Raw genomic sequence first — 23,513 nt, 5'->3', positions numbered from 1 at the left:
CCCGAATCCCACGCGGCCGCGCCCTCCGGTGAGGGCCGGCCTTCTCGTACGGTCGATCAGGAAGGCACACCTCTCGTGTCCTCAGCACCTTCTGCCCTGCCCTCTTCCGCGCATCTGCACCTCGCCGTGGCGCTCGACGGCGCCGGCTGGCACCCCGCCGCCTGGCGCGAACCGGTGGCCCGGCCCCGGGAACTGTTCACCGCCGAGTACTGGGCCGACCTCGTCGCCGAGGCCGAGCGCGGTCTCCTCGACTTCGTGACCTTCGAGGACGGCCTGGGACCGCAGTCCTCGCACTTCATCGAGCCGGACGGGCGGACCGACCAGGTCCGCGGCCGGCTCGACGCCGTTCTCGTGGCAGCGCGCATCGCACCGTTGACCCGCCACATAGGTCTGGTGCCGACCGTGGTGGCCACGCACACGGAGCCGTTCCACATCTCCAAGGCCATCGCCACCCTCGATTATGTGAGCTCCGGCCGGGCGGGCCTACGGGTGCAGTTGACGGCACGACAGAACGAGGCGGCGCACTTCGGCCGCCGTACGCTGCCCCGCCTGGACGCCTACGACAGCCCGGCCACGCAGGGCGTGGTGAGCGAACTCTTCGACGAGACGGCCGACTACGTCGAGGTCGTACGCAGACTCTGGGACAGCTGGGAGGACGACGCCGAGATCCGGGACGTGGCCACCGGCCGCTTCGTCGACCGCGACAAGCTCCACTACATCGACTTCGAGGGCAGGCACTTCAGCGTCAAGGGCCCTTCCATCACCCCGCGTCCGCCCCAGGGCCAGCCCGTCGTCAGCGCTCTCGCCCACCAGACCGTCCCGTACCGGCTGGTGGCCCGCTCCACCGACATCGGCTACGTCACCCCGCACGACACCGACCAGGCCCGCGCGATCGTCGCCGAGATCCGCGCCGAACAGGCCCTCGCAGGCCGCGCCGGAGAGCCGCTGCACGTCTTCGGTGACCTGGTGGTGCTCCTCGACGACGATCCGGCCGCCGCGTCCGCCCGCAGGGACCGCCTCGACGCCCTCGTGGGAACGCCGTTCACCAGCGACGCCCGCGTCTTCACCGGCACACCCACCCAACTCGCCGACCTGCTCCAGGAGTTGTGGTCGGCCGGGCTGAGCGGCTTCCGGCTGCGCCCCGCCGTCCTCGGCCACGACCTGCCGGCCATCACCCGGGGCCTGGTCCCCGAACTCCAGCGCCGGGGCGCCTTCCGCCGCGCCTACGAGGCCGACACCCTGCGCGGACTGCTCGGGCTCGCCCGCCCGGCCAACCGCTACGCCGCCAACGCCACCGGCGCTGCTGCCGCCAACGCCGCTGCCAACGCCACCGCCTGAGCCGGACGGAGACCGCAGGACCATGAGCAAGCCGCTGAAGCAGATCCACCTCGCCGCCCACTTCCCCGGCGTCAACAACACCACCGTCTGGAGCGCCCCGGAGGCCGGCAGCCACATCGAGTTCAGCTCCTTCGCGCACTTCGCGCGGACCGCCGAACGCGCCAAGTTCGACTTCCTGTTCCTCGCCGAAGGGCTGCGACTGCGCGAACAGGGCGGAAAGATCTACGACTTGGACGTCGTCGGCCGCCCCGACACATTCACCGTCCTCACCGCGCTCGCCGCCGTCACCCGGCACCTGGGTCTGACCGGCACCATCAACTCCACCTTCAACGAGCCCTACGAGGTGGCCCGCCAGTTCGCCAGCCTCGACCACCTGTCGGGCGGGCGCGCCGCCTGGAACGTCGTCACCTCATGGGACGCCTTCACCGGCGAGAACTTCCGCCGCGGCGGCTTCCTCCCACAGGACGAGCGCTACTCCCGGGCCAGGGAGTTCCTGGCCACCGCGAACGAACTCTTCGACTCCTGGCACGGCGACGAGATCGTCGCCGACCAGGAAACCGGCACCTTCCTGCGCGACGCGAAGGCGGGCGCCTTCGTCCACCAGGGCCAGCACTTCGACATCGAGGGGCAGTTCAACGTCCCGCGCTCCCCGCAGGGCCGCCCGGTGATCTTCCAGGCCGGCGACTCCGAGGAGGGCCGCGAGTTCGCCGCCGCCGGAGCCGACGCGATCTTCAGCAGGTACGCCACCCTCAAGGACGGCCAGGCGTTCTACTCGGACGTCAAGGGGCGCCTGGCCCGCTACGGCCGTACGCCCGACCAACTGCTGATCCTGCCCGCCGCGACCTTCGTCCTCGGGGACACCGACGCCGAGGCGGAGGAACTGGCCCGCGAGGTGCGCCGGCAGCAGGTCAGCGGGGCGACCGCCATCAAGCACCTGGAGTTCGTCTGGAACCGCGACCTGTCCGCGTACGACCCCGAAGGACCGCTGCCCGACATCGACCCCGACCTCGGTGAGCACACCATCGCGCGCGGCCGGGCCCAGGTCCGCATGTATCGCGACCCGCTGGCCACCGCCCGGGAGTGGCGGGAGCGCGCGGCCGCCAACAACTGGTCCATCCGCGACCTGGTCATCGAGACCGGCAACCGCCAGGCCTTCGTCGGCTCCCCGGCCACGATCGCGGCCACCATCGACGACTTCGTCCAGGCCGACGCGAGCGACGGCTTCATCCTCGTCCCGCACATCACCCCCGGCGGCCTCGACGCCTTCGCCGACACGGTGGTCCCGCTGCTCCAGGAACGCGGCGTGTTCCGTACGGAGTACGAGGGCACGACCCTGCGCGACCACCTGGGCCTGGCCCATCCCGATTCCCGTACGAATGCCGCTGTTGCTGCTTCCGCCGCCGACATCGATGAGCGGGGTGAGCGGGTGGCCTCGTGAACGTACCGGCGGTCACCCCGATCGCGTAAGCGCGAGACCACAGAGTGGGGGTCGAAACCGGTCATCTGGCTTGATGCGGATGCCGAAAGGGACCATTCTTGTACACATGGTGACATTGCCGCGCGACGGAGGACCCGCGGCCACGGCCGGTGACGCCATGGCGGTGGTCGACGCGAGCGGCAAGGTCACGGGCTGGAGCGAGGGCGCGCGGCTGCTGACGGGGTACACGGCCGAGGACGTGACCGGGCGGCCGGCGTCGGAGCTGGTGGCGGGGGAGCCGGCGGCGGCCTGGCGGGCCCTGCTGACGCACGGCGACGCGGTCGTGGCCGTGCGCCACAAGGACGGGCGGCGGCTGGAGCCGGCACTGCGGATGTGCCCGCTGCAGGGCGGGAAGGGGCGGCGGCCGGGGTTCGTCGTCACCGCGACCCCGGACCCGGGCGAGCGGACCCTGGGCGAGCTGGCCTTCAAGCAGGCGTCGATGTCCATGTCGATCTTCGACACCGGGCAGCGCTACCTGCGGATGAACGACTTCGCGTGCCACGTCATGGGGCGGCCCGAGGAGGCGTTCCAGTACCGGTACTTCCCCGACACCGTGGAGAACGCGGAGCACAGCCGTGGCTTCCTGCGCCATCTGGAGATCGTCGCCGAGACCGGGCAGCCGGTGCACTACGAGAGCTGGACCCGCTCGCCGTCCGGCCGTCGCATGCACGCCTGGAGCTTCGAGATGTGGCCGGTGCGGGACCGGGCCGGAGAGCTGCTGGGCACCGCGCTGGCCGGGTTCGACAGCAGTGAGCAGTACTGGGCGAGACAGCGGCTGGCCCTGCTGAACGAGGCCGCCGGCTCCATCGGCACCAAGCTCGACGTGATCCAGACCGCCCGTGAGCTCGCCGAACTGGCCGTGCCCCGGCTCGCCGACTTCGCCAGCGTCGACCTGCTGGACTCGGTGCTCCAGGGCGAGGAGCCCGAAACGGGGCCGGTGGAGGACGGTGTGGAGCTGCGCAGGGTGGCCCACCACTCCGACACCCCCGGTGTGCCGGAGGCGGCCATCGACCTGGGTTCCGCCGACGTCTACCCGGCCTTCTCCCCGCCCGCCCGCGCCCTGGCCACCGGCGAGCCGGTGCTCACCCGGACCGGCGACAGCGGCCTCGACACCTGGTTCACCGAGCACCGCGCCCGCTCCGCCAAGCTGCGGGAGGGCGAGGACCACGAGCTGTCGCTGATGGCCGTACCGCTGGTGGCACGCGGCACGACACTGGGCGTGGCCGTCTTCGTGCGCATCCTCACTCCCGAGCATCCCGACGCCTTCGACCTGGACGATGTGTCGCTGGCGGAGGAACTGTCCAGCCGGGCGGCCGTCTGCGTCGACAACGCCCGCCGCTACACCCGGGAGCGCACGACCGCGCTGGCCCTGCAGCGCAGCCTCCTGCCCCAGGTGATGGCGGTGCAGGCGGCCGTCGAGTTCGCCTCCCGCTACCTTCCGGCGCTGTCGCAGGCGGGAGTGGGCGGCGACTGGTTCGACGTGATCCCGCTGTCCGGTACCAGGGTGGCGCTGGTCGTCGGAGACGTCGTCGGACACGGCCTCCACGCCTCCGTGACCATGGGCCGGCTCCGTACGGCGGTCTGGACCCTCGCCGACGTCGACCTGCCGCCGGACGAGCTGCTCACACACCTGGACGACCTGGTCGGACACCTCGCGGCCGACGAGAGCGCGATGATCGGCGAGATCGGCGCCACCTGCCTGTACGCGGTGTACGACCCGGTGTCCCGCCACTGCACCGTCGCCTCCGCCGGCCACCCGCCGCCCGTCGTGCTGTTCCCGGACGGGACGGTGAAGGTCGTCGAGGTGGCCGCGGGACCGATGCTCGGCGTCGGCGGGCTCCCGTTCGAGGCCATCGAGCTGGACGTGCCCGAAGGCGCCGTACTCGCCCTCTACACGGACGGTCTCGTCGAGGCCCGCGATGTCGACGTGGACGCGGGCACCGCCGCCCTCTGCACCGCCCTGGCGGCCCCGGCCCGGAATCTGGAGGACACCTGCGACAACGTCCTCAAGGCCCTGCTCCCGCAGCGCCCCGCCGACGACGTGGCGCTGCTCCTGGCCCGTACCCGAGCCCTGGACACCGACCAGGTGGCCGTCTGGGACCTGGAGTCCGATCCGGCGCTCGTCGCCACGGCCCGGCAGTACGCCACCGAGCAGCTGACCCGCTGGGGGCTCGACGAGGCGGCCTTCGTCACCGAACTCGTCGTGAGCGAACTGGTCACCAACGCCATCCGCTACGGCGGCTCCCCGATCCAGCTCAGACTCATCCGCGACCGTGCGCTCATCTGCGAGGTGTCCGACGCCAGCAGTACTTCGCCCCATCTGCGCCGGGCCCGCACCTTCGACGAGGGGGGCCGGGGCCTGCTGCTCGTCGCGCAGCTCACCGACCGCTGGGGCACCCGGCCGAGCGGCGCGGGAAAGACCATCTGGGCCGAGCAGGCACTGCCGGTCCAGTGAGAACCGGGCCGGGCGCAAGAATCGGGCCGGGCTCAAGAAATCGGACCGGGCCAAGAACTCAAGAACCGGTTCGGCTCAGTCGAGGCCCACGTAGTCGCGCAGGGCCTGGGAGCGGGAGGGGTGGCGGAGCTTCGACATCGTCTTGGACTCGATCTGGCGGATGCGCTCGCGGGTGACGCCGTAGACCTGGCCGATCTCCTCCAGGGTCTTCGCCTGCCCGTCGAGCAGCCCGTACCGCAGGGTGATGATGCCTGCCTCGCGCGGGGTCATATGGGCGAGGATCTCCTGGATGGTGTCCTTGAGCAGGAGGAACGTCACCGCGTCGAAGGGGGAGATGCTCTCGCTGTCCTCGATGACGTCGCCGAGTTCGCTGCCGCCGTCCTCGCCGAGCGGCAGGTGCAGGGAGACGGGGTCCTTGGTGTATCCGTCGAGCTCGATGACCTTGGAGATGGGCAGCTCCATCCGCTCCGCCACCTGCCCCACCGTGGGCTCGACGCCCAGTTCCTGAAGCATCTCCCGGCGGAGCCTGGCCATTCTGTTGATGACCTCCACCGCGTGGACCGGAATGCGGATCGTGCGGCTCTGGTCGGCCAGGGCCCGTGTCAGTGCCTGCCTGATCCACCAGGTGGCGTAGGTCGAGAACTTGAAACCCTTGACGTAGTCGAACTTTTCCACGGCCCGAATCAGACCTGTGTTGCCCTCCTGGATCAGGTCCAGAAAAGTGAGACCCCGTCTCGTATAGCGCTTGGCGATGGAGACGACCAGACGGAGGTTGGCCTCGATGAGGTGGGATTTCGCCCGGTGGCCGTCCTCGACGAGGATTTTCAGCTCGCGCCGGAGCGACGGGTCAAGATCAGGTTCTTCCGCGAGCATGTGCTCGGCGAACAGGCCGGCCTCGATCCGCTTGGCGAGGTCGACCTCCTGTGCGGCGCTGAGGAGGCGGACCCGGCCGATCACCTTCAGGTAGTCCCGGACCGGATCGACCGAGGCACCGTCGGAGCCGAGCCGGGGCTCGGGAGCGTCGGCGTCGTAGTCCGGAGACAGCAGAAGAGTCTCCTGGCCCTGTCCCTGTTGTTGTTCCGGGGTATCCGTCTCCATTGCGGTCAACATCTCTTCCCGTGCCTCAGTTCTTTGTGCAAACTCAACAATGTCGAGCAAGACCTTCGGTCTTCAGGAATCCTGAATTTTCGTCGTCCACGGTGCTGATTGCTCGGCGTGGGAATCTTCATCAGGCTCGCCCCATTACGGTACACCCGCCGGAGCCCCGGTCGGCGGCCCCGCATTGCCTCTGAATGTGGGTGACATGAATCACGTCGTCGGCGCGGTTGATTTTCTCGACGGATTCTGAGCGCCCAAAATTCCGTGGCCCGCACGGCCGGGACGAGCCCATACTTCGACACCGATGAGCACACAGACTTCCGGGGAGATCCCCGAAAAGTTCGCCGCCGGGGACTTCCTGGACCGCTGGGCACTGACGCCGGACGGCCCGACGGCACGCGGTATGGCCTCCGTCGTCCTGCCGGTGACCCGCGCGGACGGCACGCCCGCGGTCCTGAAGTTCCAGGAACTCAGCGAGGACAACGCCGGCGCCGCACTCGGGCTGCGGGTGTGGAACGGCGACGGCGCGGTGCGTCTGCTCGACCACGACCCGGACACCGGCACCATGCTGCTGGAGCGACTGGACGCGGCGCGGCCACTGTCGTCGCTGACCGATGACGACGCCGCCCTGCGGATCCTCGCCGACCTGTTGGCGCGACTGGTCGCGGTGCCCGCGCCGGACGGCCTGCGACGGCTCTCCGACATCGCCGCCGCGATGCTCGACCAGGTACCGCATGCGCTGCCGGCTCTCCGCGACCCCGCCGACCGGCGTCTGCTGCGCACCTGCGCGTCCGCCGTGGCCGAACTCGTCGGCGAGGCGGGGGACCGGCTGCTGCACTGGGACCTGCACTACGACAACGTCCTCGCCGGGCAGCGGGAACCCTGGCTCGCCATCGATCCCGAACCCCTCGCCGGGGACCCGGGGTTCGACCTGTGGCCCGCGCTGAACAGCGGCTGGGACGCGGTGGCGGCGACCGGCGCCGAGGCCCGCGCCGTGCTTCGCCGCTTCGACGTGCTGACCGAGAGGCTCGGCCTGGACCGGCAGCGGGCGGGTGGCTGGACGCTGGGCCGCATTCTCCAGAACGCTCTGTGGGACATCGAGGACGGTAAGACGGCGATCGATCCACCTGAACTGGTCATCGCCTCGGTGGCGTTGGGGCGCTGGGCCGGGAAGGGGTAGGGGGTGACTCCGGGTCGTGTGGTGCGTGCGGGGCGTACCGGGCTGGTCGCGCAGTTCCCCGCGCCCCTGATGGGGCGCCCCTCCTGATCTGGGCCCAAGCGCCGGCGAAAGTTTCGAATAGTCCTGCTCTCGCGATGTGAGCGTTGACCCTGTGGCAACCGGTTCCTACATTGAGCGCGCCTCAGTGAGGCGCGACGGACTCCGTGTGAAGGGACCGCATGACCGTGGGCCACATCCGCAATCCCGTGCTGCCCGGATTCCACCCGGATCCGAGCATCGTGCGCGTCGGCAAGGAGTACTTCCTCGCCACCTCCACCTTCGAATGGTTCCCGGGCGTACCCGTGCACCGCTCGACCGATCTCGCCCACTGGGAGCGGGCCGGTCACATCCTGGACCGGCCCGAACTGCTCGACCTCCGCGGAGTCGCCGACTCGGCGGGTGTGTGGGCGCCCTCGCTCTCGTACCACGAGGGCCGGTTCTGGCTCGTTCACAGCATCGTGCGGACCATCGGGCACCCGTACAAGGACGTCGACAACTACCTGACCACGGCCCCTTCGATCGACGGCCCGTGGTCCGAGCCGGTGTTCCTCAACTCCTCCGGCTTCGACCCGTCGTTCTTCCACGACGAGGACGGCCGCAGTTGGCTGCTCAACATCCAGTGGGACCCGCGCGACGGCCACCCGTCCTTCGCCGGGATCCTGCTCCAGGAGTACGACGCCGAAAAGCGGGCCCTGATCGGGCAGCCGCGCACGATTCTCACGCACGAGGAGCTGATCGAGGGGCCCAACGTCTACCGGCGCGAAGGTTGGTACTACCTGATGCTCGCCGAGGGCGGCACCGGCTGGAACCACGGCATCCTGATGGCCCGCTCGCGCGAGCTGACCGGGCCGTACGAACTGGACCCGGACGGCTCGCTGTTGACTACGCGCGACGCCCCGGAGTGGCCGCTGCGGAAGGCCGGTCACGGCGAGCTGGTCGAGACGCCGGAGGGGGAGTGGTATCTCGCCCACCTGGCCTCCAGACCCGTGGAGACACCGGACGGGCCGCGCTGCATCCTCGGCCGGGAGACCTGTCTGCAACGCGTGGCCTGGACGGACGACGGCTGGCTGCGGCTGGCGGACGGAGGGCGGCGGCCGCGTCTGGAGGTTCCGGCGCCCATGGGGGTGGAGCCTGGACTAGTCGCACTAGCCGCCACCAGGGACGACTTCGACTCGCCCTCTCTGGACGGGAGTTGGAGTTCGCTCCGGACGCCCGCGACCCCCGACTGGCTGACCCTCCGCGAACGTCCCGGACATCTGCGGCTGCGCGGCAGGCAGAGCCCGCACTCGCGGTTCGACCAGAGCCTGGTCGCTCGGCCGCTCACCTCCGTGCGCTGCGAGGTGACGACGGTCGTCGACTTCCGCCCCTCGCACTTCAGCCAACTGGCGGGCCTCATCTGCTGGTACGACACCTCGACGCACTTCTATCTCCGCCTCACCCATGTCGAGGGCCGGGGGCGCGTCCTGGGCGTGGTCCTCACCGACGACGGCGCGTACGGAGAACTCCCTAAAAGCGAACTCGCCACGGACGACTGGCCGTTGGTGCATCTGCGGGCCCGACTCGACGACGCGGAACTCCGTTTCTCCGCGTCGCCCGACGGCACGGTCTGGCATGCCGTGGGCCCCGTCCTGGACGCGAGCAAACTCTCCGACGACTACGGGGACCGGCTGCGGTTCACCGGCGCCTTCGTCGGCATCTGCGCGCAGGACCTGGGCGGGACCCGCACCTCGGCGGACTTCGACTGGTTCGAGATGCGGGAACTCGACGGCCGGCAGTAGGCGTTCTGCGGTTTGCCGATGAACAACCGGTTGTGCCGCTGCTTCGACGGTCGGACCGCGCGTCATCACCTCACCGGCACCGCCGGTCGTCACGCCCCGGACCTCTGGTTCGGGGTGCTCTGTCCACCGGGTCTTTTCGAAAGTCGGTGAAGACCCTTGACGCGGTTTCCGGACAGGAAGAAGCTCTGCGCACCCCATTATGGCAACCGGTTGTCACGATCGCCGTCGCACACAACCCGGAGCAGGAGATGACCAGTTGATGCGCTCACCAGCCGTCGCTCCCCTTGGCCGAGGCCCCTTCCTCACCCGGTCGGCGGCCGGTACCGCCGGAGCGGAGGACGGACCGGAGGCCGCCGACCGGCTGGTGGTGCATCCCGTCCCGACCGGGCTGCCGCTCAACCCCAGCTTCTCCGTCAAGGCCCGCACTCCCGGCGGCGGATGGCGGACGGTGCCCGTTCTGCGCGCCCGGACGAGGACCGTCGACGAGAGGACCGGCGCGGGCGTCGTCAGGAACTCCTCGGTCGCCAACCTGGACTTCACCGGCACGGTCGAGGTCGAGATCACCTCGGCCAAGGGTGCCATCGGCTCCGCACGGATCCGCCCCTTGTCCTACGCCGTCGAGCACGAGGCGAGCGGCGACACCGTCCGTTTCAGCCTCACCGAGCCGCGCAACCTCTCCGTCGAGATCGACGGCGACCTCTACGACAACCTCCACCTGCACGCCAACCCGATCGAGCAGCAGCGACCCGACGCGGACGACCCCGACGTCCTCTACTTCGGCCCCGGTATCCACACGGTCCCGGACGACGTGCTGCAGGTGCCCGGCGGAAAGACGGTCTACCTGGCCGGTGGCGCGGTGCTCAGGGCCCGGGTCGACTTCACCGGCGTCGAGAACGCCCGGCTGATCGGCCGGGGCATCCTGTACGACGCGGACGGCGGCATCACGGTGGCGTTCTCCAGGAACATCGAGATCGACGGCATCCTCGTCCTCGACCCGAGGACCGGCTACTCCTGTGCCATCGGCCAGTCCCAGCAGGTCACCGTCCGCAACCTGCACTCGTACAGCTGCGGCCAGTGGGGCGACGGCATCGACGTGTTCAGCAGCGAGGACGTCCTGATCGAGGGCGTCTTCATGCGCAACAGCGACGACTGCATCGCCCTGTACGCCCACCGTTGGGACTACTACGGCGACTGCCGCAACATCACCGTCCGCGACTCCACCCTGTGGGCAGACGTGGCGCACCCGGTGAACATCGGCACGCACGGCGACCCGGAGCAGCCCGAGGTCATCGAGAACATCGTCCTGAGCAACATCGACGTCCTCCAGCACCGCGAGCCGCAGGTGCTCTACCAGGGCTGTCTCGCCCTCAACCCCGGCGACGGCAACCTCATCCGGAACGTCCGTATCCAGGACGTCAGGGTCGAGGACTTCACCTGTGGCCAGCTGGTCAACCTGCGGGTCATGGCCAACCGGTACAACGCCTCACCCGGCCGGGGCATCGAGGACGTGTACGTGCGGAACCTGACGTACGACGGCACGCACGCGGACACGGCGATCCTGACCGGCTACGACGCCGACCGGCCCATCAAGAACGTCACCTTCCAGAACCTGACGGTCAACGGCACGGTCGTCCACGACGGGATGGGGAAGCCGGGCTGGTTCCTGACCACCGACATGGTGCCGATGTTCGCCAACGAGCACGTGTGGAACCTCCGCTTCCTCGACGGGGCGACGGCCGCCTCCACGGCGGCGCCGTTGATCACCAGCGCGGGCGAGGCGACGGCCACCACGAACCGCGCCTTCAGCCACCTCGTCACCGCGACCGCGCTGCCGACGTCGTTCGACGCCGAGGGGCTGCCGAGAGGCCTGGCGATCGACAAGGGCACGGGGCTGATCTCCGGAACCCCGAAGGCGCCCGGCACCAGCACGGTCACCGTCTCGGCCACGAACGCGGCCGGCACGGCGACCAGATCCCTCAAGCTCACCGTCCGGAACGTGTGAGAGGGGGTCGGTCGTGGCGGGATCGAAAACGCTTTCTGTGCGAACCGAGCAGTACGGGCGAGCCGTACGTACTACAGCACGGTCTCCGCCACCAACCCGCAGGAGGCAAGCGGCAGCAACTCGGGGTGGGTGGCGGCGACCGTCGGCCTCCCCGCTGTGCCGCGACCGACGCGCACCCGGACTGCCTCCAGCGCGGCCGTTTCCCCGATGACGGCGTCGCCCGAACCCCCCTCGCCGATGGAGAGATCCCCGGCTTCGGCGACGACTGCCCCCACCCAAGCGGTCCCGGTCAGTGCGGGTGCGTTGCCGTGCTGCCCCCGGCCGCTGATCCTTCACAGGATTGGAGATGCACAGAATGAGCCGCACATCCCCCCACCAGCACCTCCCCAGCACGGAGTTGAGCCGCCGCGGTCTGCTGAGGACCGCCGGTGGTCTCACCGCCGCCCTGGCCGTCGGCGCCTCCGCCGCGGCCCTCACCGGCAGTACGGCAGCGGCGGCCCCGGCCACCTTCACCCACCCGGGCATGCTGCACGCGTACGGCGAACTCAACCGGGCCAAGGTACGGGTGGCCGCGGGGAACGACCCCTGGCTGTCCGGCTGGAACCGGCTGACCGCCAACTCCCACTCCGCAGGCACCTGGACGGCGCGTCCGCAGGCCACGATTGTCCGCGGCGGCACCGGCGAGAACTACGGCATCCTCTACAACGACATCCACGCCGCCTACCAGAACGCCCTGCGCTGGAAGATCGCCGGCACCACGGCCCACGGCGACAGGGCCCGCGACATCCTCAACGCCTGGTCGGCCACGCTCACCACGGTCACCGGCAACGCCGACCGCTTCCTGGCCGCCGGGATCTACGGCTACCAGTTCGCGAACGCCGCCGAACTCATGCGCGGCTACAGCGGATTCGACCTCGACCGGTTCAGGACGATGATGCTCGACGTCTTCTACCCGCTCAACAACCAGTTCCTCAACAACCACAACGACGCCTGCATCACCAACTACTGGGCCAACTGGGACCTCTGCAACATGAACTCGGTCCTGGCCATCGGCATCCTCTGCGACGACGCCGCCAAGTACGACCAGGCCGTCAACTACTTCAAGAACGGCGCCGGCAACGGCTCCCTCACCCACGCAGTCCCGTTCGTGTACGACTCGCAGGGCCTCGCCCAGTGGCAGGAGAGCGGGCGCGACCAGGGCCACACCATGATGGGCATGGGCCAGATGGGCGCCTTCTGCGAGATGGCCTGGTCCCAGGGCGACGACCTGTACGGGTACGGCGACAACCGGTTCATGAAGGCCGCCCAGTACGTCGCCAAGTACAACCTCGGACAGGACGTGCCCTTCACGACGTACACCTGGGGCACCGGCCAGAACTGTGCCCAGCAGTCGCACACCGTGATCTCCGCCTCGGGCCGGGGGCAGGTCAGGCCGGTGTGGGACATCCTCCACTACCACTACGCCCGCCGGCGCGGGCTGTCCGTCCCGTACATCACCGCCATGGCCGAGAGCGTGCGGCCCGAGGGCGGTGGGGGTGACTACGGCGCCAACAGCGGGGGCTTCGACCAGCTCGGCTTCGGGACACTGATGTACGCCAAGTAGGTGCCGCCTTCCGGCACTTGGGGGAGGGCGCCAATGCCTGCCGGGTGCCGGCCGCCGGTCACCGACGTGTGTCCGGCGGGGGCGCCACCGAGGCCCGTACGACCACGTGGGTGCCCAGGAGCAGGTGCTCGTCGGGGGCGTCGGGGGTGCGGGTCAGGGCCGTGCGGACCGCGAGCCGGCCCAGGTCCTCGTAGGGGACGTGGACCGTGGTCAGCGGCGGGTTGAGGTCCCGGGCGAAGGGGATGTCGTCGTATCCGACCAGGGAGACGTCCTCCGGGACGGAGAGGCCTGCCTCGTGGAGGGCGGTCAGCGCGCCCGAGGCGACCATGTCGGTGGAGGCCATGACCGCGGTGAAGTCGAGGCCCTGGGCGAGGGCCTGGCGGGCGAGGCGGTGGCCCGAGTCGCGGGTGAAGTCGCCGAAGAGGCGGAGGGCCGGGTCCGCGGTGACGCCGCGGGCCCGGTGGGCCGCGAGGTAGCCCTGTTCACGGCCCTGGGCCGTGGTGTTGGACGGGTTGCCGCCCAGGAAGAGGACGCGGCGGTGGCCCTGGGCGAGGAGGTGGGCGCAGAGTGCGTACGCTCCGCTCTCGTTGTCGTATTCGATGACGGTCACCGGGGTGCCCGGGTCCAGGGGCGGGCGGCCGCAGAGGACCAGGCGGGAGCCCGCGGAGGCCAGGGAGTCGGCGATACGGGCCATGCGTTCGCGGTACTCGGCGGTGTCCGCGGTGCCGCCGACCAGGATCACCGCGGCGGCACGCTGGGCGCGCATCATCTCGATGAACTCCAGCTGGCGTTCGGAGTCGCCGTCCGTGCTGCACACGAGGGACAGATGCCCGAGCCGGGTCGCCTCACGTTCCACACCGTGTGCCATGTGGGCGAAGGACGGACCCGTGATGTCGTCGAGGACGAACGCGAGCGTGGGAGTGCCTGCCCCGGCGATGGCCTTGGCGCGGGCGTCGGCCACGTAGTCGAGGTCGCGGACCGCCCGCATCACGCGGGTACGGGTCGATGTGCTGACCGGGTAGTCGCCGCCGAGAACGCGCGACACCGTGGACGCCGATACGCCGGCTCGCGCCGCCACGTCCCGGATGGTGCGTCGGCCCGCGACGTCGCCGGTGGTCTTCCTGGTCATGACCCGCCCCTCTTCTCCGCCCCGGAAGCGACTCGTCCGCCGTCCGGGTGCGCCCCACCCCCGGGAAGTGCGGCAACGCTCGTGGCAACCGGTTCCCGGGCCGGAGGCTAGCAGGGGGAGCGGCGGACGGGGAGGGGGCGGAATTCGGCTGTCACAGGGAGTAGCCCCGCAGCTTTCGGTACAGGGTCGCGCGGGCGATGCCCAGCGCCGCGGCGGCGCGTGCCTTGTTGCCGCCGTGGCGGCGCAGCGACTCCAGGATGGCGGTGCGCTCGGCGAGTTCCATCGGGCTCAGCTGCCGGGTCGCGGGGCCCTCCCGGACGGGGTCCGGGAGTTCGGTGCGTCGCACCGGGCCCGGCACCTGGCGGTGCTCGGCCAACGCCCTGACGAGATGGGCGAGTTCCGTGATGTTCCCGGGCCACGGATGGCGTTCCAGGGCCCGCAGCGCGTCCAGTGTCCAGGTGAGCGGAGGCCGTCCCGGTGCGGGCCTCGGCGCCAGTTCCGGGAGCAACTCCCTGATGTCGTCCGGGCGTTCGCGCAGCGCCGGGAGGGTCACCGAGCGGGCGGCCAGGGTGTCGAGCAGCCGCTGGAGGCAGGGGCCCGGGGGAGTGCCGGGCGTGTACGTGAGGAGCAGCGGCGCGTCCGGGCGTTCGTCGAGCAGGGAGTTGAGGGCGGCGACGTCGGCCTGGGCGAGGCGCTCGGCATGGCGGAGGAGAAGAGCGCGGTCGCTCGCCAGAGTCGTTGCCCAGATGTCCGGTTCGTCGGCCGGACCCTCCGCCGCGTCCACGACCAGCGGATCCAGATCCCCGCGCGCTGTCAGCAACTCCCTTGCCAGGGCGGTCTTTCCGGTGCCGCGTTCCCCGGTCAGGAGGAGGGGCTCCCGGGAACGGGCGAGTTCGGCGGCCTTCGCCGTCGCGTGGCGCCATGGCACCGAGCGCCCCGTGAGCGCGACACGAGGGTGCTGGGCGTGAGGTCGCACCGCCTCGTCGGCGGGCGGCTGGACCACGGCGACCACACCGATGACCGCGCCCCCGTGGCGCACGGGGGTGACATGCGCCGTGCCCGTGCCGTCGGGGAGTTCGAGGTCGTAGGCGACGGAACCGTTCCTGTTCCGCGCCGAGTCGTGCGGCTCGGAGGTGTCGTGCGGCGCAGAAGGGCCGGCCGGCTCTGAGGGGTCGTACGTCTCGGAGGGGGCGGTGTCGTCCCGTCCCGAGCCGTTCGCCGCCGCGGTCCGCTCCAGCACCGCCACCGCGCCCGGCGACAGCATTCCCGCCGCCGCGTCGCTCAGCAGCCGGTTCTTGCCGTCGAGCGCCACGACCGCCGCCCCCGGCCGTGCGGCGGCCCGCTGGAAGGCGTCGAGCAGCACTCGTTCCGTCGTACGGGACCGGGCCAGCAGCTCCGCCTCGACGGCCGCCGCAGTGGCCTCCGCGAGGGCGGCGCCCGGATGCGGCGTACACCCCGTGCACAGGCCGGACGCGACGGTCACGGTGCCCAGGATCTGGCCGTTCTCCGGGGCCAGCACCGGCACGCTGACGGCGGACACGTCCTGCCACAGGTCGAGGAAGTGCTCGGGGCCGTGCACCTCCGAGCGACGCCGGGTGCGCAGGGCGAGAGCCGCGCTGTTGTGCCCGACCTCCTGCTCGGACAGGTCGTGGCACTTCTCGTCGCCGGGCCCGCTCCCGGCCGCCCAGAGCACGCGCAGCCGCTCGTCGGTGAGCACGAGGGCCGACTGCCCGGAGGCGAGGGCGGGGGCGAGCCGTTCGAGCACGGGCCGCGCGGCGGTCAGCAGGGCGGACCGGGCGGGAGGCAGAGGCTCGGTGGGTTCCGTCAAGTCGTGCCGTACGCCGAAGAAGCGGGCACGCCGCCAGGCGGCGACGATCTCCTCCGGCACTCCGTCGGGCAGCGGGCGTCCCGTCAGGAACCGCTCTCGGGCCTGGCGCAGCGGCGTGAGAGCGGGACGGGCGGGGGACTCTTCGGTGGTGGTCACGGCGCCTCCCACCGTACCGGGCATGGTTGAAGAGGTAACAAAGGGGCGCACTCGCCGTGCTCCGCCGCCCGCACCGGAGTCGCGCAAACCCGCACCGGTGTCTCGTAATGAGACACCCGCGCTCCCGCGCACCGCACCATGATCATGAACGGTTGGTGCTGTTCTCATCCTCTGGAGCGTGCCCGTGCACACCGTCGAGCCCGTAGTCGAGACCGACGTACTCATCGTGGGCAGCGGCCCCGCGGGCGCCTCGGCCGCCCTGGCCCTGAGCACCTACGGCGTGCCCAACATCGTGGTCACCCGCTACGCGAGCCTCGCCGACACACCCCGCGCCCACATCACCAACCAGCGCACGATGGAGGTCCTGCGCGACCTCGGTGTCGAGCAGGACGTCGTCGCGCGGGCCACGCCCCAGCACCTGATGGGCAACACCACCTTCTGCACCAGCCTGGCCGGCGAGGAACTGGGCCGCGTCCGCTCCTGGGGCAACGACCCCCTCGTACAGGCCGCGCACGACCTCGCCAGCCCCACCCGTATGTGCGACATGCCCCAGCACCTCATGGAGCCGGTACTCGTCGACGCAGCCGTCGCCCGCGGCACCCACCTCCGCTTCAGCACGGTCTACAAGTCCTTCGTCCAGGACGCCGACGGAGTCACGGTCACCGTCGAGGACCGGCTGCGCGGCGACGAGTACACCATCCGCGCCAAGTACCTGATCGGCGCCGACGGGGGCCGTTCGAAGGTCGCCGAGGACGCGGGCCTGCCCATGGGCGGCCAGATGGGCGTGGCCGGCAGCATCAACATCGTCTTCGACGCGGACCTGAGCAAGTACACCGCGCACCGGCCGTCCACTCTCTACTGGGTGCTCGCCCCGGGCGCCACCGTCGGCGGCATCGGCGCGGGCCTCGTGCGCAACGTCCGCCCCTGGAACGAGTGGATGATCGTCTGGGGCTACGACGTGACCGCGGGCGCCCCCGACCTCACCACCGAGTACGCGGAGTCCATCGTCCGCAGACTCGTCGGCGACGACGAGATCCCCGTGACCATCAAGTCCTCCTCGGCGTGGACGGTCAACGAGATGTACGCCGAGACGTACTCGAACGGCCGCGTCTTCTGCGCGGGCGACGCCACGCACCGCCACCCGCCGTCCAACGGGCTCGGCTCCAACACCTCCGTCCAGGACGCGTACAACCTGGCGTGGAAGCTCAGGCTCGTCCTCGACGGCACCGCCTCGCCGAAGCTCCTCGACACGTACACCGCCGAGCGCGCTCCGGTCGGCAGGCAGATCGTCACCCGTGCCAACAAGTCCATCGGCGAGACCGCGCCGATCTTCGAGGCGCTCGACGGCCTCTCCCCGCAGAGCCCCGAGCAGCTGTGGGCCAACATCGCCGCCCGCAAGGACGCCACCGAGGCCGCCGAGAAGCAGCGTGCCAGGCTCCGCGAGGCGATCGCCTTCAAGGTGTACGAGTTCAACGCGCACGGCGTCGATCTCAATCAGCGGTACGTGTCGGACGCGGTTGTCCCCGACGGTACGGAGGATCCCGGGTTCGAGCGGGACCCCGAGCTCCACCACCAGCCCTCCTCGCGGCCCGGTGCCAAACTGCCCCATGCGTGGATCACGGCCGGGAACCGGACCCTGTCCACGCTCGACGCGGCGGGGCAGGGGCGCTTCACGCTGTTCACCGGGATCGGTGGGGACTGCTGGGTGCGGGCCGCCGAGGCCGTCGGCCTCGATATCGCCACCGCTGTCATCGGGCCCGGGCAGCAGTACGAGGATCCGTACGGTGACTGGGCGCGGCTGAGTGAGGTCTCCGACTCGGGTGTGCTGCTCGTTCGCCCCGACGGGTATGTGGCGTTTCGGTATGCGACGGCTGTCCGCAATGCGGAGGAGTTGCTGGAGGATGCGGTGCGGCGGATTCTCGGTCACGGGTAGCTCTGTGGGTTGTGCGGGTGGGGTGCGGGGTGCTGCGGACCGGCGTGTTCGTACGGGTCGTGCGTGGCTGGGCGCGCAGTTCCCCGCGCCCCTGAGTGCGAATGGTTTGCGTCGCTCACAAGGCGAGGCAGGTTGTACGGGACAGTGATCGTCGGGAAGCGGGACACAGCGGATCAGGAGTCGTCATGACCATCGATGCCAATGGGACCTCGGTCACCGAGGAGGCCGTCGGGAGTCTCGGCGCTGATACCGATCCGCGGTTGCGGGAGTTGCTCACCGGTCTGGTCCGGCACCTTCACGACTTCGCGCGGGAGACGCGGCTCACCCAGGAGGAGTGGGAGCGGGCGATCGGGTTCCTGACGGCGACCGGACAGACGTGCACCGACACCCGGCAGGAGTTCATTCTCCTGTCGGACGTGCTCGGCCTGTCGATGCTGGTCGAGACCCTGAACGCCGACCGCGGCCCCGGCGCCACCGAGTCGACCGTCCTCGGCCCCTTCCACATGACCGAGTCCCCGGTCCGTGAACTCGGCGCGGACATCGACCTGGTGGGCAGCGGCGAACCGTGTGTGGTCAGCGGCCGGGTGCTCTCCCAGGACGGCACCCCGCTGCCCGGCGCGGTCCTCGACGTCTGGCAGGCCGACGCCGACGGCTTCTACGACGTGCAGCAACCGGACCTCCAGCCGCCGGGCAACGGCCGAGGTCTGTTCACGGCGGACGCGGCGGGCCGCTTCTGGTTCCGAACCTGTGTACCGAGCCCGTACCCCATCCCCACCGACGGTCCGGTCGGCGACCTGCTCCGCGCCACCGGCCGGCATCCCTACCGCCCCGCCCACATCCACTTCATCGCCACCGCCGAGGGCCACGCGCCCGTCACCACGCACATCTTCGTGGCGGGCAGCGACTACCTCGACTCGGACGCGGTCTTCGCGGTGAAGAGCAGTCTGGTCGAGGACTTCGCGGAGACCGACGACCCTTCCCTGGCGCGGGAGTTCGGCGTCCCGAACCCGTTCCGGCACGCCCGGTTCGATCTCGTACTGACTCGCGGGGCGAAAGCGTGAACTTCTCGTACGAGGCGCAGCCGATGCGGGTCGTCCTCCGCCCCGGCGCCTCGGTGAGCGCGACGGCCGGGGAGGTCCAACGGCTCGGTCTGCGGCGGGTGTTGGTGGTGTCGGGCGCGCGTGGCGCGGACACCGCGCGGGCGGTCGCCGACTCGCTGGGCGAACTGTGCGCGGGACTGCACGCCGAAGCCCGGATGCACGTCCCGGTGGAGGTCGCCGACAGGGCCGTCGAGGTGGCTCGCGCGGCCGGCGCCGACGGTTGCGTCGCCGTGGGCGGCGGCTCGTCGATCGGCCTGGGCAAGGCGATCGCGCTGCGCACGGGACTGCCCCTGATCGCCGTGCCCTCCACGTACTCCGGTTCCGAGATGACCCCCGTGTGGGGCCTCACCGAGCACGGCGCGAAGCGCACAGGGCGTGACCCGTCGGTCCTCCCGCGCAGCGTGGTGTACGACCCCGAGCTCACCCTCTCCATGCCCGTGCCCCTCTCCGTCACGAGCGGAATCAACGCCGTCGCGCACGCGGTCGAGGCGCTGTACGCCCCCGACACCTCGCCCCTCGTCTCCCTGATGGCCGAGGAGGGCGTACGGGCGATGGCCTCGGCACTTCCGGAGATCGCTGCCGACCCTTCGAACCTGGAGGCCCGCAGCCGAGCCCTCTACGGCGCCTGGCTCTGCGGTTCCTGCCTGGGTGCCACGACCATGGGCCTGCATCACAAGCTCTGCCATGTGCTGGGCGGCACGTTCGGCCTGCCGCACGCCGAGACGCACACGGTCGTCCTCCCGTACGCCCTCGCGTACAACGCGCCGGCCGTTCCCGAGGCGATGGGGGCCCTTGATCGCGCCCTCGCCACCGACGACGCCCCGCTCGCTCTGCGGACCCTGTCCGGACGTCTCGGTGCACCTCGCTCCCTCGCTCAACTGGGTCTCGCCGAGGCCGATTTGGCGGTTGCGGCCGAGCAGGTCGCGGGGCAGGCGTACGCCAATCCGCGCGAGGTCACGCACGAGGGTGCGCTCGCCGTGCTGAAGGCGGCGTTCGCGGGGGACAACCCTCGCGCCGAGCTCCCGGAATAACCACTTCCACCGCACCGAGCTGCGGCTTTCGGAGTACCGGAGCCGTCGCCTCCGGGCCAGGTGTGACGACTGTGAAAACTCCAATCCATGTCTTGACATACGCCTGAAACGATTCTTAGCTGGCTGCGCGCTATCTAGATTCGTGAAGCCGATTCATGAATATGAACGGAGTGTGCGTGCCCATGGGTGACGTACGACGAGGCCGCCGCCTGGCCGCCACGCTCGCCGCGGCGGCGCTCCTGTTCGGAACGGCCGCCTGCGGTGCCGACTCCGACTCCGCCGACAGCGGTGACCCGAACGCCCTGGAGGTGTGGACCCGGAGCAATCCGGACTCCGCGGCCACCTACGACCGCGTGTTCGCCGCCTTCACCAAGAAGACCGGCATAAAGATCGACTATCAGCCGGTCGTCAACTTCGACCAGCAGCTGCAGAGCCGGGCGTCCACCAAGGACCTGCCCGACGTCATGATCAACGACACCGCGTTGATGGGCAGCTACCAGCACCAGGGTCTGCTGAAGCCCATCGACCCCGCGTCGATCTCCGGGCACGGCCAGATCGACGCCAAGACCTGGTCCTCCACCGTGGGGCTCGACGGCAGGCACTACGGCGTCCCGTACTCGCGCCAGGCCATGACCCTGATGGTCCGCAAGGACTGGCGCGAGAAGCTCGGACTGCCGCAGCCGAAGACCTGGCAGGACATGCTCGCGCTCGCCAAGGCCTTCGCCACCCGCGACCCGGACGGCGACGGCAAGAAGGACACGTACGGGATGGTCGCCCCCGGCAGCGCCCAGAACGGCTACGTCGCCTGGTGGGGCGCGAGCTATCTCTGGCAGGGCGGCGCGAAGATCATCGAGCCGGACGGCAAGGGCGGCTACCGGCCCGTCATGGACTCGGCGGCCGCCGTACGCACCGTCAGCTGGATGAAGGACAACCTCTTCTGCGGGGACAAGAACGTCGTCCAGCCCGGCGCGCTGACGGCCGTCACCTCGACCGCCACCAACTTCCAGGACGGAAACGCCGGCATGTACCTCACCGGCCCCTACAACATCGTCACCTTCGACGGGACGCTCGGCAAGGACAAGTTCGAGGTCCTGCCCGCCCCCGCGGGACCGGCCGGCTCCGACGCGCTGGCCGAGGGCGAGAACGTCTACTTCGGCGCCAAGACCGGCAAGGACGAGCAGGAGAAGGCACTCGCCGCGTTCCTCGTCTCGCCCGAGGGCCAGAAGCTCGCCATGACCGGCAAGAACCAGCCCGTCGTCCGTATCCCCGTCAACACCACGCTGGACGCCGCGAAGGTGCACGACGACCCGCGCTGGAGCGTGGTGCAGAAGGCGTACCGCGAGGCCTCCGAGCAGTTCCCGAACGCCCCGGACTTCGCACCGATCAAGCAGGACACCGCCGACAGCCTCAACGCGCTGTTCACCTACTGCGGCAGCGATGTCGGCGCCGGCCTCAAGGAGCTCGACGACACCCTCGCCGGTGACCTCAAGGACCAGGACCTGATGCCATGACCGCAACCGTGACCACAGCCCCCCGGCGGCGCGGAGTCCTCACCAGGAAAGCCCTGCTTCCCTGGGTGTTCCTCGCCCCTGGCCTGCTGCTCGCCCTCGTCTTCAAGTTCGTCCCGATGGGCAAGGGCATCTGGCTCAGCTTCTTCGAGGTACGGCCCTTCCTCGGCGACAGGTGGGTCGGACTCGACAACTACACCCGGGTCCTGACCGACCACCGCTTCCAGGAGGCGATCGGCAACACCCTGCTCCTCGGCATCGGCATGTCCCTCGGCGCCATCGTCGTCGGGTTCCTCCTCGCCCTGCTCCTCGAAGGCCAGGCCCGCTCGCTGAAGTTCGTCCGCACCGCGGTCTTCCTGCCGGTCGTCACCGCGACCGCGGTGGTCGGTGAGCTGTGGCGGCTCATGTACTACCCGACCTCCGACGGCCTCATGAACAGCGCCCTCGGCTTCCTCGGCCTCGGACCCGTGCCGTTCCTCGACAACCCCGACACGGCCCTGTGGGCGACCATGGCCATGGGCATCTGGATGACGGCCCCCTACAACATGGTGATCCTCCTCGCCGGACTCGCCGGCGTGGACCGGACGCTGTACGAGGCCGCCGCGATGGACGGCGTCTCGCTCCGGCAGCGACTGCGGTACGTCACCCTGCCCGCGATCCGCCCAGCCCTCGCCATCGTCCTCACCCTCGCCGCGATCCGCGGACTCAGGGTGTTCACCGAGGTGTACGTCCTCACCGGCGGCGGTCCCGCCGGATCCACCGAGGTGTGGATGACCCGTGCCTACACCCTCGGCTTCACCCGCAACGACATCGGCGGCGCCTCGGCGGCCTCCGTCGTCCTGCTCTGCGTGACGCTGCTGCTCACCGTCACGGTCAACTACTTCCGAAAGAGGGGAGACGTGCGATGAGCGCCCCCGCCCTCGATCCCGTCCGGACCCCGTCCGGTGAGATCTCCGCCGCCCGTGCCCGGCGCGGTGGCAAGCAGGCCCGTACCACCCCCGCCCGCTTCGACACCGCACTCGGCTGGAGCGACAGGCCCGGTCCCGCCTGGGCCCTGCGGATCCTGCTCTGCGCGATCGCCCTCGCGATCTTCGCGGCGCCTTTCCTGACGATCTTCTCGGGTGCCTTCAGCACCAACCCCAGCGGTTCGTCGCTGTCCTTCCTCCCGCACGACTCCACGCTCCTGAACGTCCGCGTGGCCGGCGAGCGGGGCATCTGGGACTACTTCTCCAACTCGCTCGTCATCGCGGGCGGCGGACTGCTGCTCCAGCTCGCCGTCTCGGTGCTCGCCGCCTACGCGCTCGCCCGGCACCGGTTCCGCGGACAGGCCCTGATCCTGACCCTGTTCATGCTCACGATGATGCTCCCCGAGGAGGTCATCGCGATCCCGCTGTCGCTGGTCCTCGGGCATGTCCCGGTCGTCGGACTCGACCTGAAGGGAACCGTCTGGGGCGTGATCCTGCCGCTCGGCGCCTGGGGCTTCTCGGTGATGCTGCTGACCGAGTTCATGAAGGACATACCCACCGAGATCGAGGAGGCCGCCCGTCTCGACGGCGTCGGCGAACTGCGGATGCTGTGGCAGGTCGTCCTGCCGCTCTGCAAGCCCGCGCTCGGCGTGGCCGGTGTCCTCGGCTTCATCATGATCTGGGACCAGTACCTGCTGCCGCTGATCGCCGCCAAGGACCCCACCGACTACACGGTCACCGTCGCCCTGTCGATCCTGCGCACCGATCCCGAGGTCGGCTCGGGTGTGGTCCTCGCCGGTGCCGTCATCGCGCTCGTCCCCAGCCTGGTCGTCTATCTGCTCCTCCAGCGCTCGCTGGTCACCGGCATCGCCGCCGGTGCCACCAAGGGCTGA

General features: G+C 70.3%; 16 protein-coding genes and 1 pseudogene. 13 read left to right on the top strand and 4 right to left on the bottom strand.

The annotated features are described in order from the left end of the window. Nucleotides 1-75 precede the first annotated feature (75 nt). The 3 genes from OG718_RS12025 (at nt 76) to OG718_RS12015 (ending at nt 5,270) form a co-directional block, all read left to right on the top strand. Nucleotides 76-1,338, top strand: a complete 1,263-nt coding sequence (locus OG718_RS12025; protein WP_328844111.1) for an LLM class flavin-dependent oxidoreductase — start codon at nt 76-78, stop codon at nt 1,336-1,338. Between the two features lie 22 nt (nt 1,339-1,360). Then, a complete protein-coding gene (locus OG718_RS12020; RefSeq protein WP_143634482.1) occupies nt 1,361-2,776 on the top strand; it encodes an NtaA/DmoA family FMN-dependent monooxygenase in 1,416 nt (471 codons plus the stop codon). Nucleotides 2,777-2,882: 106 nt separating this feature from the next. Continuing rightward, nucleotides 2,883-5,270 carry an ATP-binding SpoIIE family protein phosphatase gene (locus OG718_RS12015; RefSeq protein ID WP_328844110.1) on the top strand — a complete coding sequence of 796 codons (2,388 nt, stop codon included), beginning with the start codon at nt 2,883-2,885 and terminating at the stop codon, nt 5,268-5,270. 75 nt (nt 5,271-5,345) lie between these two features. Here OG718_RS12015 and OG718_RS12010 read toward each other — a convergent pair. Beyond that, nucleotides 5,346-6,407, bottom strand: a pseudogene (locus OG718_RS12010) (RNA polymerase sigma factor); the annotation flags it as partial. A gap of 265 nt (nt 6,408-6,672) precedes the next feature. Here OG718_RS12010 and OG718_RS12005 point away from each other — a divergent pair. The 3 genes from OG718_RS12005 (at nt 6,673) to OG718_RS11995 (ending at nt 11,367) form a co-directional block, all read left to right on the top strand. Beyond that, nucleotides 6,673-7,548, top strand: coding sequence for an aminoglycoside phosphotransferase family protein (locus tag OG718_RS12005; protein WP_328844109.1), 876 nt, complete (start codon nt 6,673-6,675; stop codon nt 7,546-7,548). Nucleotides 7,549-7,766: 218 nt separating this feature from the next. Next, nucleotides 7,767-9,365 (top strand): glycoside hydrolase family 43 protein, encoded by a 1,599-nt coding sequence (locus OG718_RS12000; RefSeq protein WP_328844108.1) that lies wholly within the window; start codon nt 7,767-7,769, stop codon nt 9,363-9,365. Nucleotides 9,366-9,624: 259 nt separating this feature from the next. Beyond that, the gene (locus OG718_RS11995; RefSeq protein WP_328844107.1) at nt 9,625-11,367 is read left to right on the top strand and encodes a putative Ig domain-containing protein; all 1,743 of its coding nucleotides are present in this window, start codon (nt 9,625-9,627) and stop codon (nt 11,365-11,367) included. A 71-nt stretch (nt 11,368-11,438) separates the two neighbouring features. Here OG718_RS11995 and OG718_RS11990 read toward each other — a convergent pair whose 3' ends face one another. Next, a complete protein-coding gene (locus OG718_RS11990) occupies nt 11,439-11,642 on the bottom strand; it encodes a hypothetical protein (protein WP_143634493.1) in 204 nt (67 codons plus the stop codon). Between the two features lie 80 nt (nt 11,643-11,722). Between OG718_RS11990 and OG718_RS11985 the strand changes: the two genes are divergently transcribed. Further along, the gene (locus tag OG718_RS11985) at nt 11,723-12,970 is read left to right on the top strand and encodes an alginate lyase family protein (protein WP_143634494.1); all 1,248 of its coding nucleotides are present in this window, start codon (nt 11,723-11,725) and stop codon (nt 12,968-12,970) included. Between the two features lie 58 nt (nt 12,971-13,028). Here OG718_RS11985 and OG718_RS11980 read toward each other — a convergent pair whose 3' ends face one another. Together OG718_RS11980 and OG718_RS11975 are read right to left on the bottom strand one after the other, a co-directional pair. Then, nucleotides 13,029-14,099, bottom strand: a complete 1,071-nt coding sequence (locus OG718_RS11980) for a LacI family DNA-binding transcriptional regulator (protein WP_143634496.1) — start codon at nt 14,097-14,099, stop codon at nt 13,029-13,031. A gap of 151 nt (nt 14,100-14,250) precedes the next feature. Beyond that, nucleotides 14,251-16,083 carry a helix-turn-helix domain-containing protein gene (locus OG718_RS11975; RefSeq protein ID WP_443055003.1) on the bottom strand — a complete coding sequence of 611 codons (1,833 nt, stop codon included), beginning with the start codon at nt 16,081-16,083 and terminating at the stop codon, nt 14,251-14,253. Nucleotides 16,084-16,267: 184 nt separating this feature from the next. On the opposite strand from OG718_RS11975, the gene OG718_RS11970 reads away from it, so the two are divergent. The 6 genes from OG718_RS11970 (at nt 16,268) to OG718_RS11945 (ending at nt 23,513) form a co-directional block, all read left to right on the top strand. After that, nucleotides 16,268-18,016 carry an FAD-dependent oxidoreductase gene (locus OG718_RS11970; protein WP_143635083.1) on the top strand — a complete coding sequence of 583 codons (1,749 nt, stop codon included), beginning with the start codon at nt 16,268-16,270 and terminating at the stop codon, nt 18,014-18,016. A 185-nt stretch (nt 18,017-18,201) separates the two neighbouring features. Further along, a complete protein-coding gene (locus OG718_RS11965; protein ID WP_328844105.1) occupies nt 18,202-19,077 on the top strand; it encodes an intradiol ring-cleavage dioxygenase in 876 nt (291 codons plus the stop codon). 23 nt (nt 19,078-19,100) lie between these two features. Then, nucleotides 19,101-20,147 (top strand): maleylacetate reductase, encoded by a 1,047-nt coding sequence (locus OG718_RS11960; RefSeq protein ID WP_328847742.1) that lies wholly within the window; start codon nt 19,101-19,103, stop codon nt 20,145-20,147. A gap of 182 nt (nt 20,148-20,329) precedes the next feature. Continuing rightward, nucleotides 20,330-21,658 carry an ABC transporter substrate-binding protein gene (locus OG718_RS11955; protein WP_328844104.1) on the top strand — a complete coding sequence of 443 codons (1,329 nt, stop codon included), beginning with the start codon at nt 20,330-20,332 and terminating at the stop codon, nt 21,656-21,658. Beyond that, nucleotides 21,655-22,563 (top strand): carbohydrate ABC transporter permease, encoded by a 909-nt coding sequence (locus OG718_RS11950; protein ID WP_143634502.1) that lies wholly within the window; start codon nt 21,655-21,657, stop codon nt 22,561-22,563. Before OG718_RS11955 ends, OG718_RS11950 begins: the two co-directional genes overlap by 4 nt. Next, entirely contained in the window at nt 22,560-23,513 is a 954-nt protein-coding gene (locus OG718_RS11945; RefSeq protein ID WP_143634504.1) for a carbohydrate ABC transporter permease, read from the top strand. The genes OG718_RS11950 and OG718_RS11945 overlap by 4 nt, the downstream gene beginning before the upstream one ends.

Origin of the sequence: Streptomyces sp. NBC_00258, assembly GCF_036182465.1 — a bacterium.
Taxonomy (GTDB): Bacteria; Actinomycetota; Actinomycetes; order Streptomycetales; family Streptomycetaceae; genus Streptomyces.
The sequence above is the reverse complement of the archived record's forward strand: the minus strand, read 5'-3'. Positions and strand labels throughout refer to the sequence as shown.

What these genes read in the sequence shown, in the direction of transcription:
- OG718_RS12005 (WP_328844109.1), top strand. Translation starts at nt 6,673, where the DNA reads ATGAGCACACAGACTTCCGGGGAGATCCCCGAAAAGTTCGCCGCCGGG.
- OG718_RS11945 (WP_143634504.1), top strand. Translation starts at nt 22,560, where the DNA reads ATGAGCGCCCCCGCCCTCGATCCCGTCCGGACCCCGTCCGGTGAGATC.
- OG718_RS12015 (WP_328844110.1), top strand. Translation starts at nt 2,883, where the DNA reads ATGGTGACATTGCCGCGCGACGGAGGACCCGCGGCCACGGCCGGTGAC.
- OG718_RS11965 (WP_328844105.1), top strand. Translation starts at nt 18,202, where the DNA reads ATGACCATCGATGCCAATGGGACCTCGGTCACCGAGGAGGCCGTCGGG.
- OG718_RS12020 (WP_143634482.1), top strand. Translation starts at nt 1,361, where the DNA reads ATGAGCAAGCCGCTGAAGCAGATCCACCTCGCCGCCCACTTCCCCGGC.
- OG718_RS11985 (WP_143634494.1), top strand. Translation starts at nt 11,723, where the DNA reads ATGAGCCGCACATCCCCCCACCAGCACCTCCCCAGCACGGAGTTGAGC.
- OG718_RS11980 (WP_143634496.1), bottom strand. Translation starts at nt 14,099, where the DNA reads ATGACCAGGAAGACCACCGGCGACGTCGCGGGCCGACGCACCATCCGG.
- OG718_RS11955 (WP_328844104.1), top strand. Translation starts at nt 20,330, where the DNA reads ATGGGTGACGTACGACGAGGCCGCCGCCTGGCCGCCACGCTCGCCGCG.
- OG718_RS11960 (WP_328847742.1), top strand. Translation starts at nt 19,101, where the DNA reads ATGCGGGTCGTCCTCCGCCCCGGCGCCTCGGTGAGCGCGACGGCCGGG.
- OG718_RS12000 (WP_328844108.1), top strand. Translation starts at nt 7,767, where the DNA reads ATGACCGTGGGCCACATCCGCAATCCCGTGCTGCCCGGATTCCACCCG.
- OG718_RS11995 (WP_328844107.1), top strand. Translation starts at nt 9,625, where the DNA reads ATGCGCTCACCAGCCGTCGCTCCCCTTGGCCGAGGCCCCTTCCTCACC.
- OG718_RS11950 (WP_143634502.1), top strand. Translation starts at nt 21,655, where the DNA reads ATGACCGCAACCGTGACCACAGCCCCCCGGCGGCGCGGAGTCCTCACC.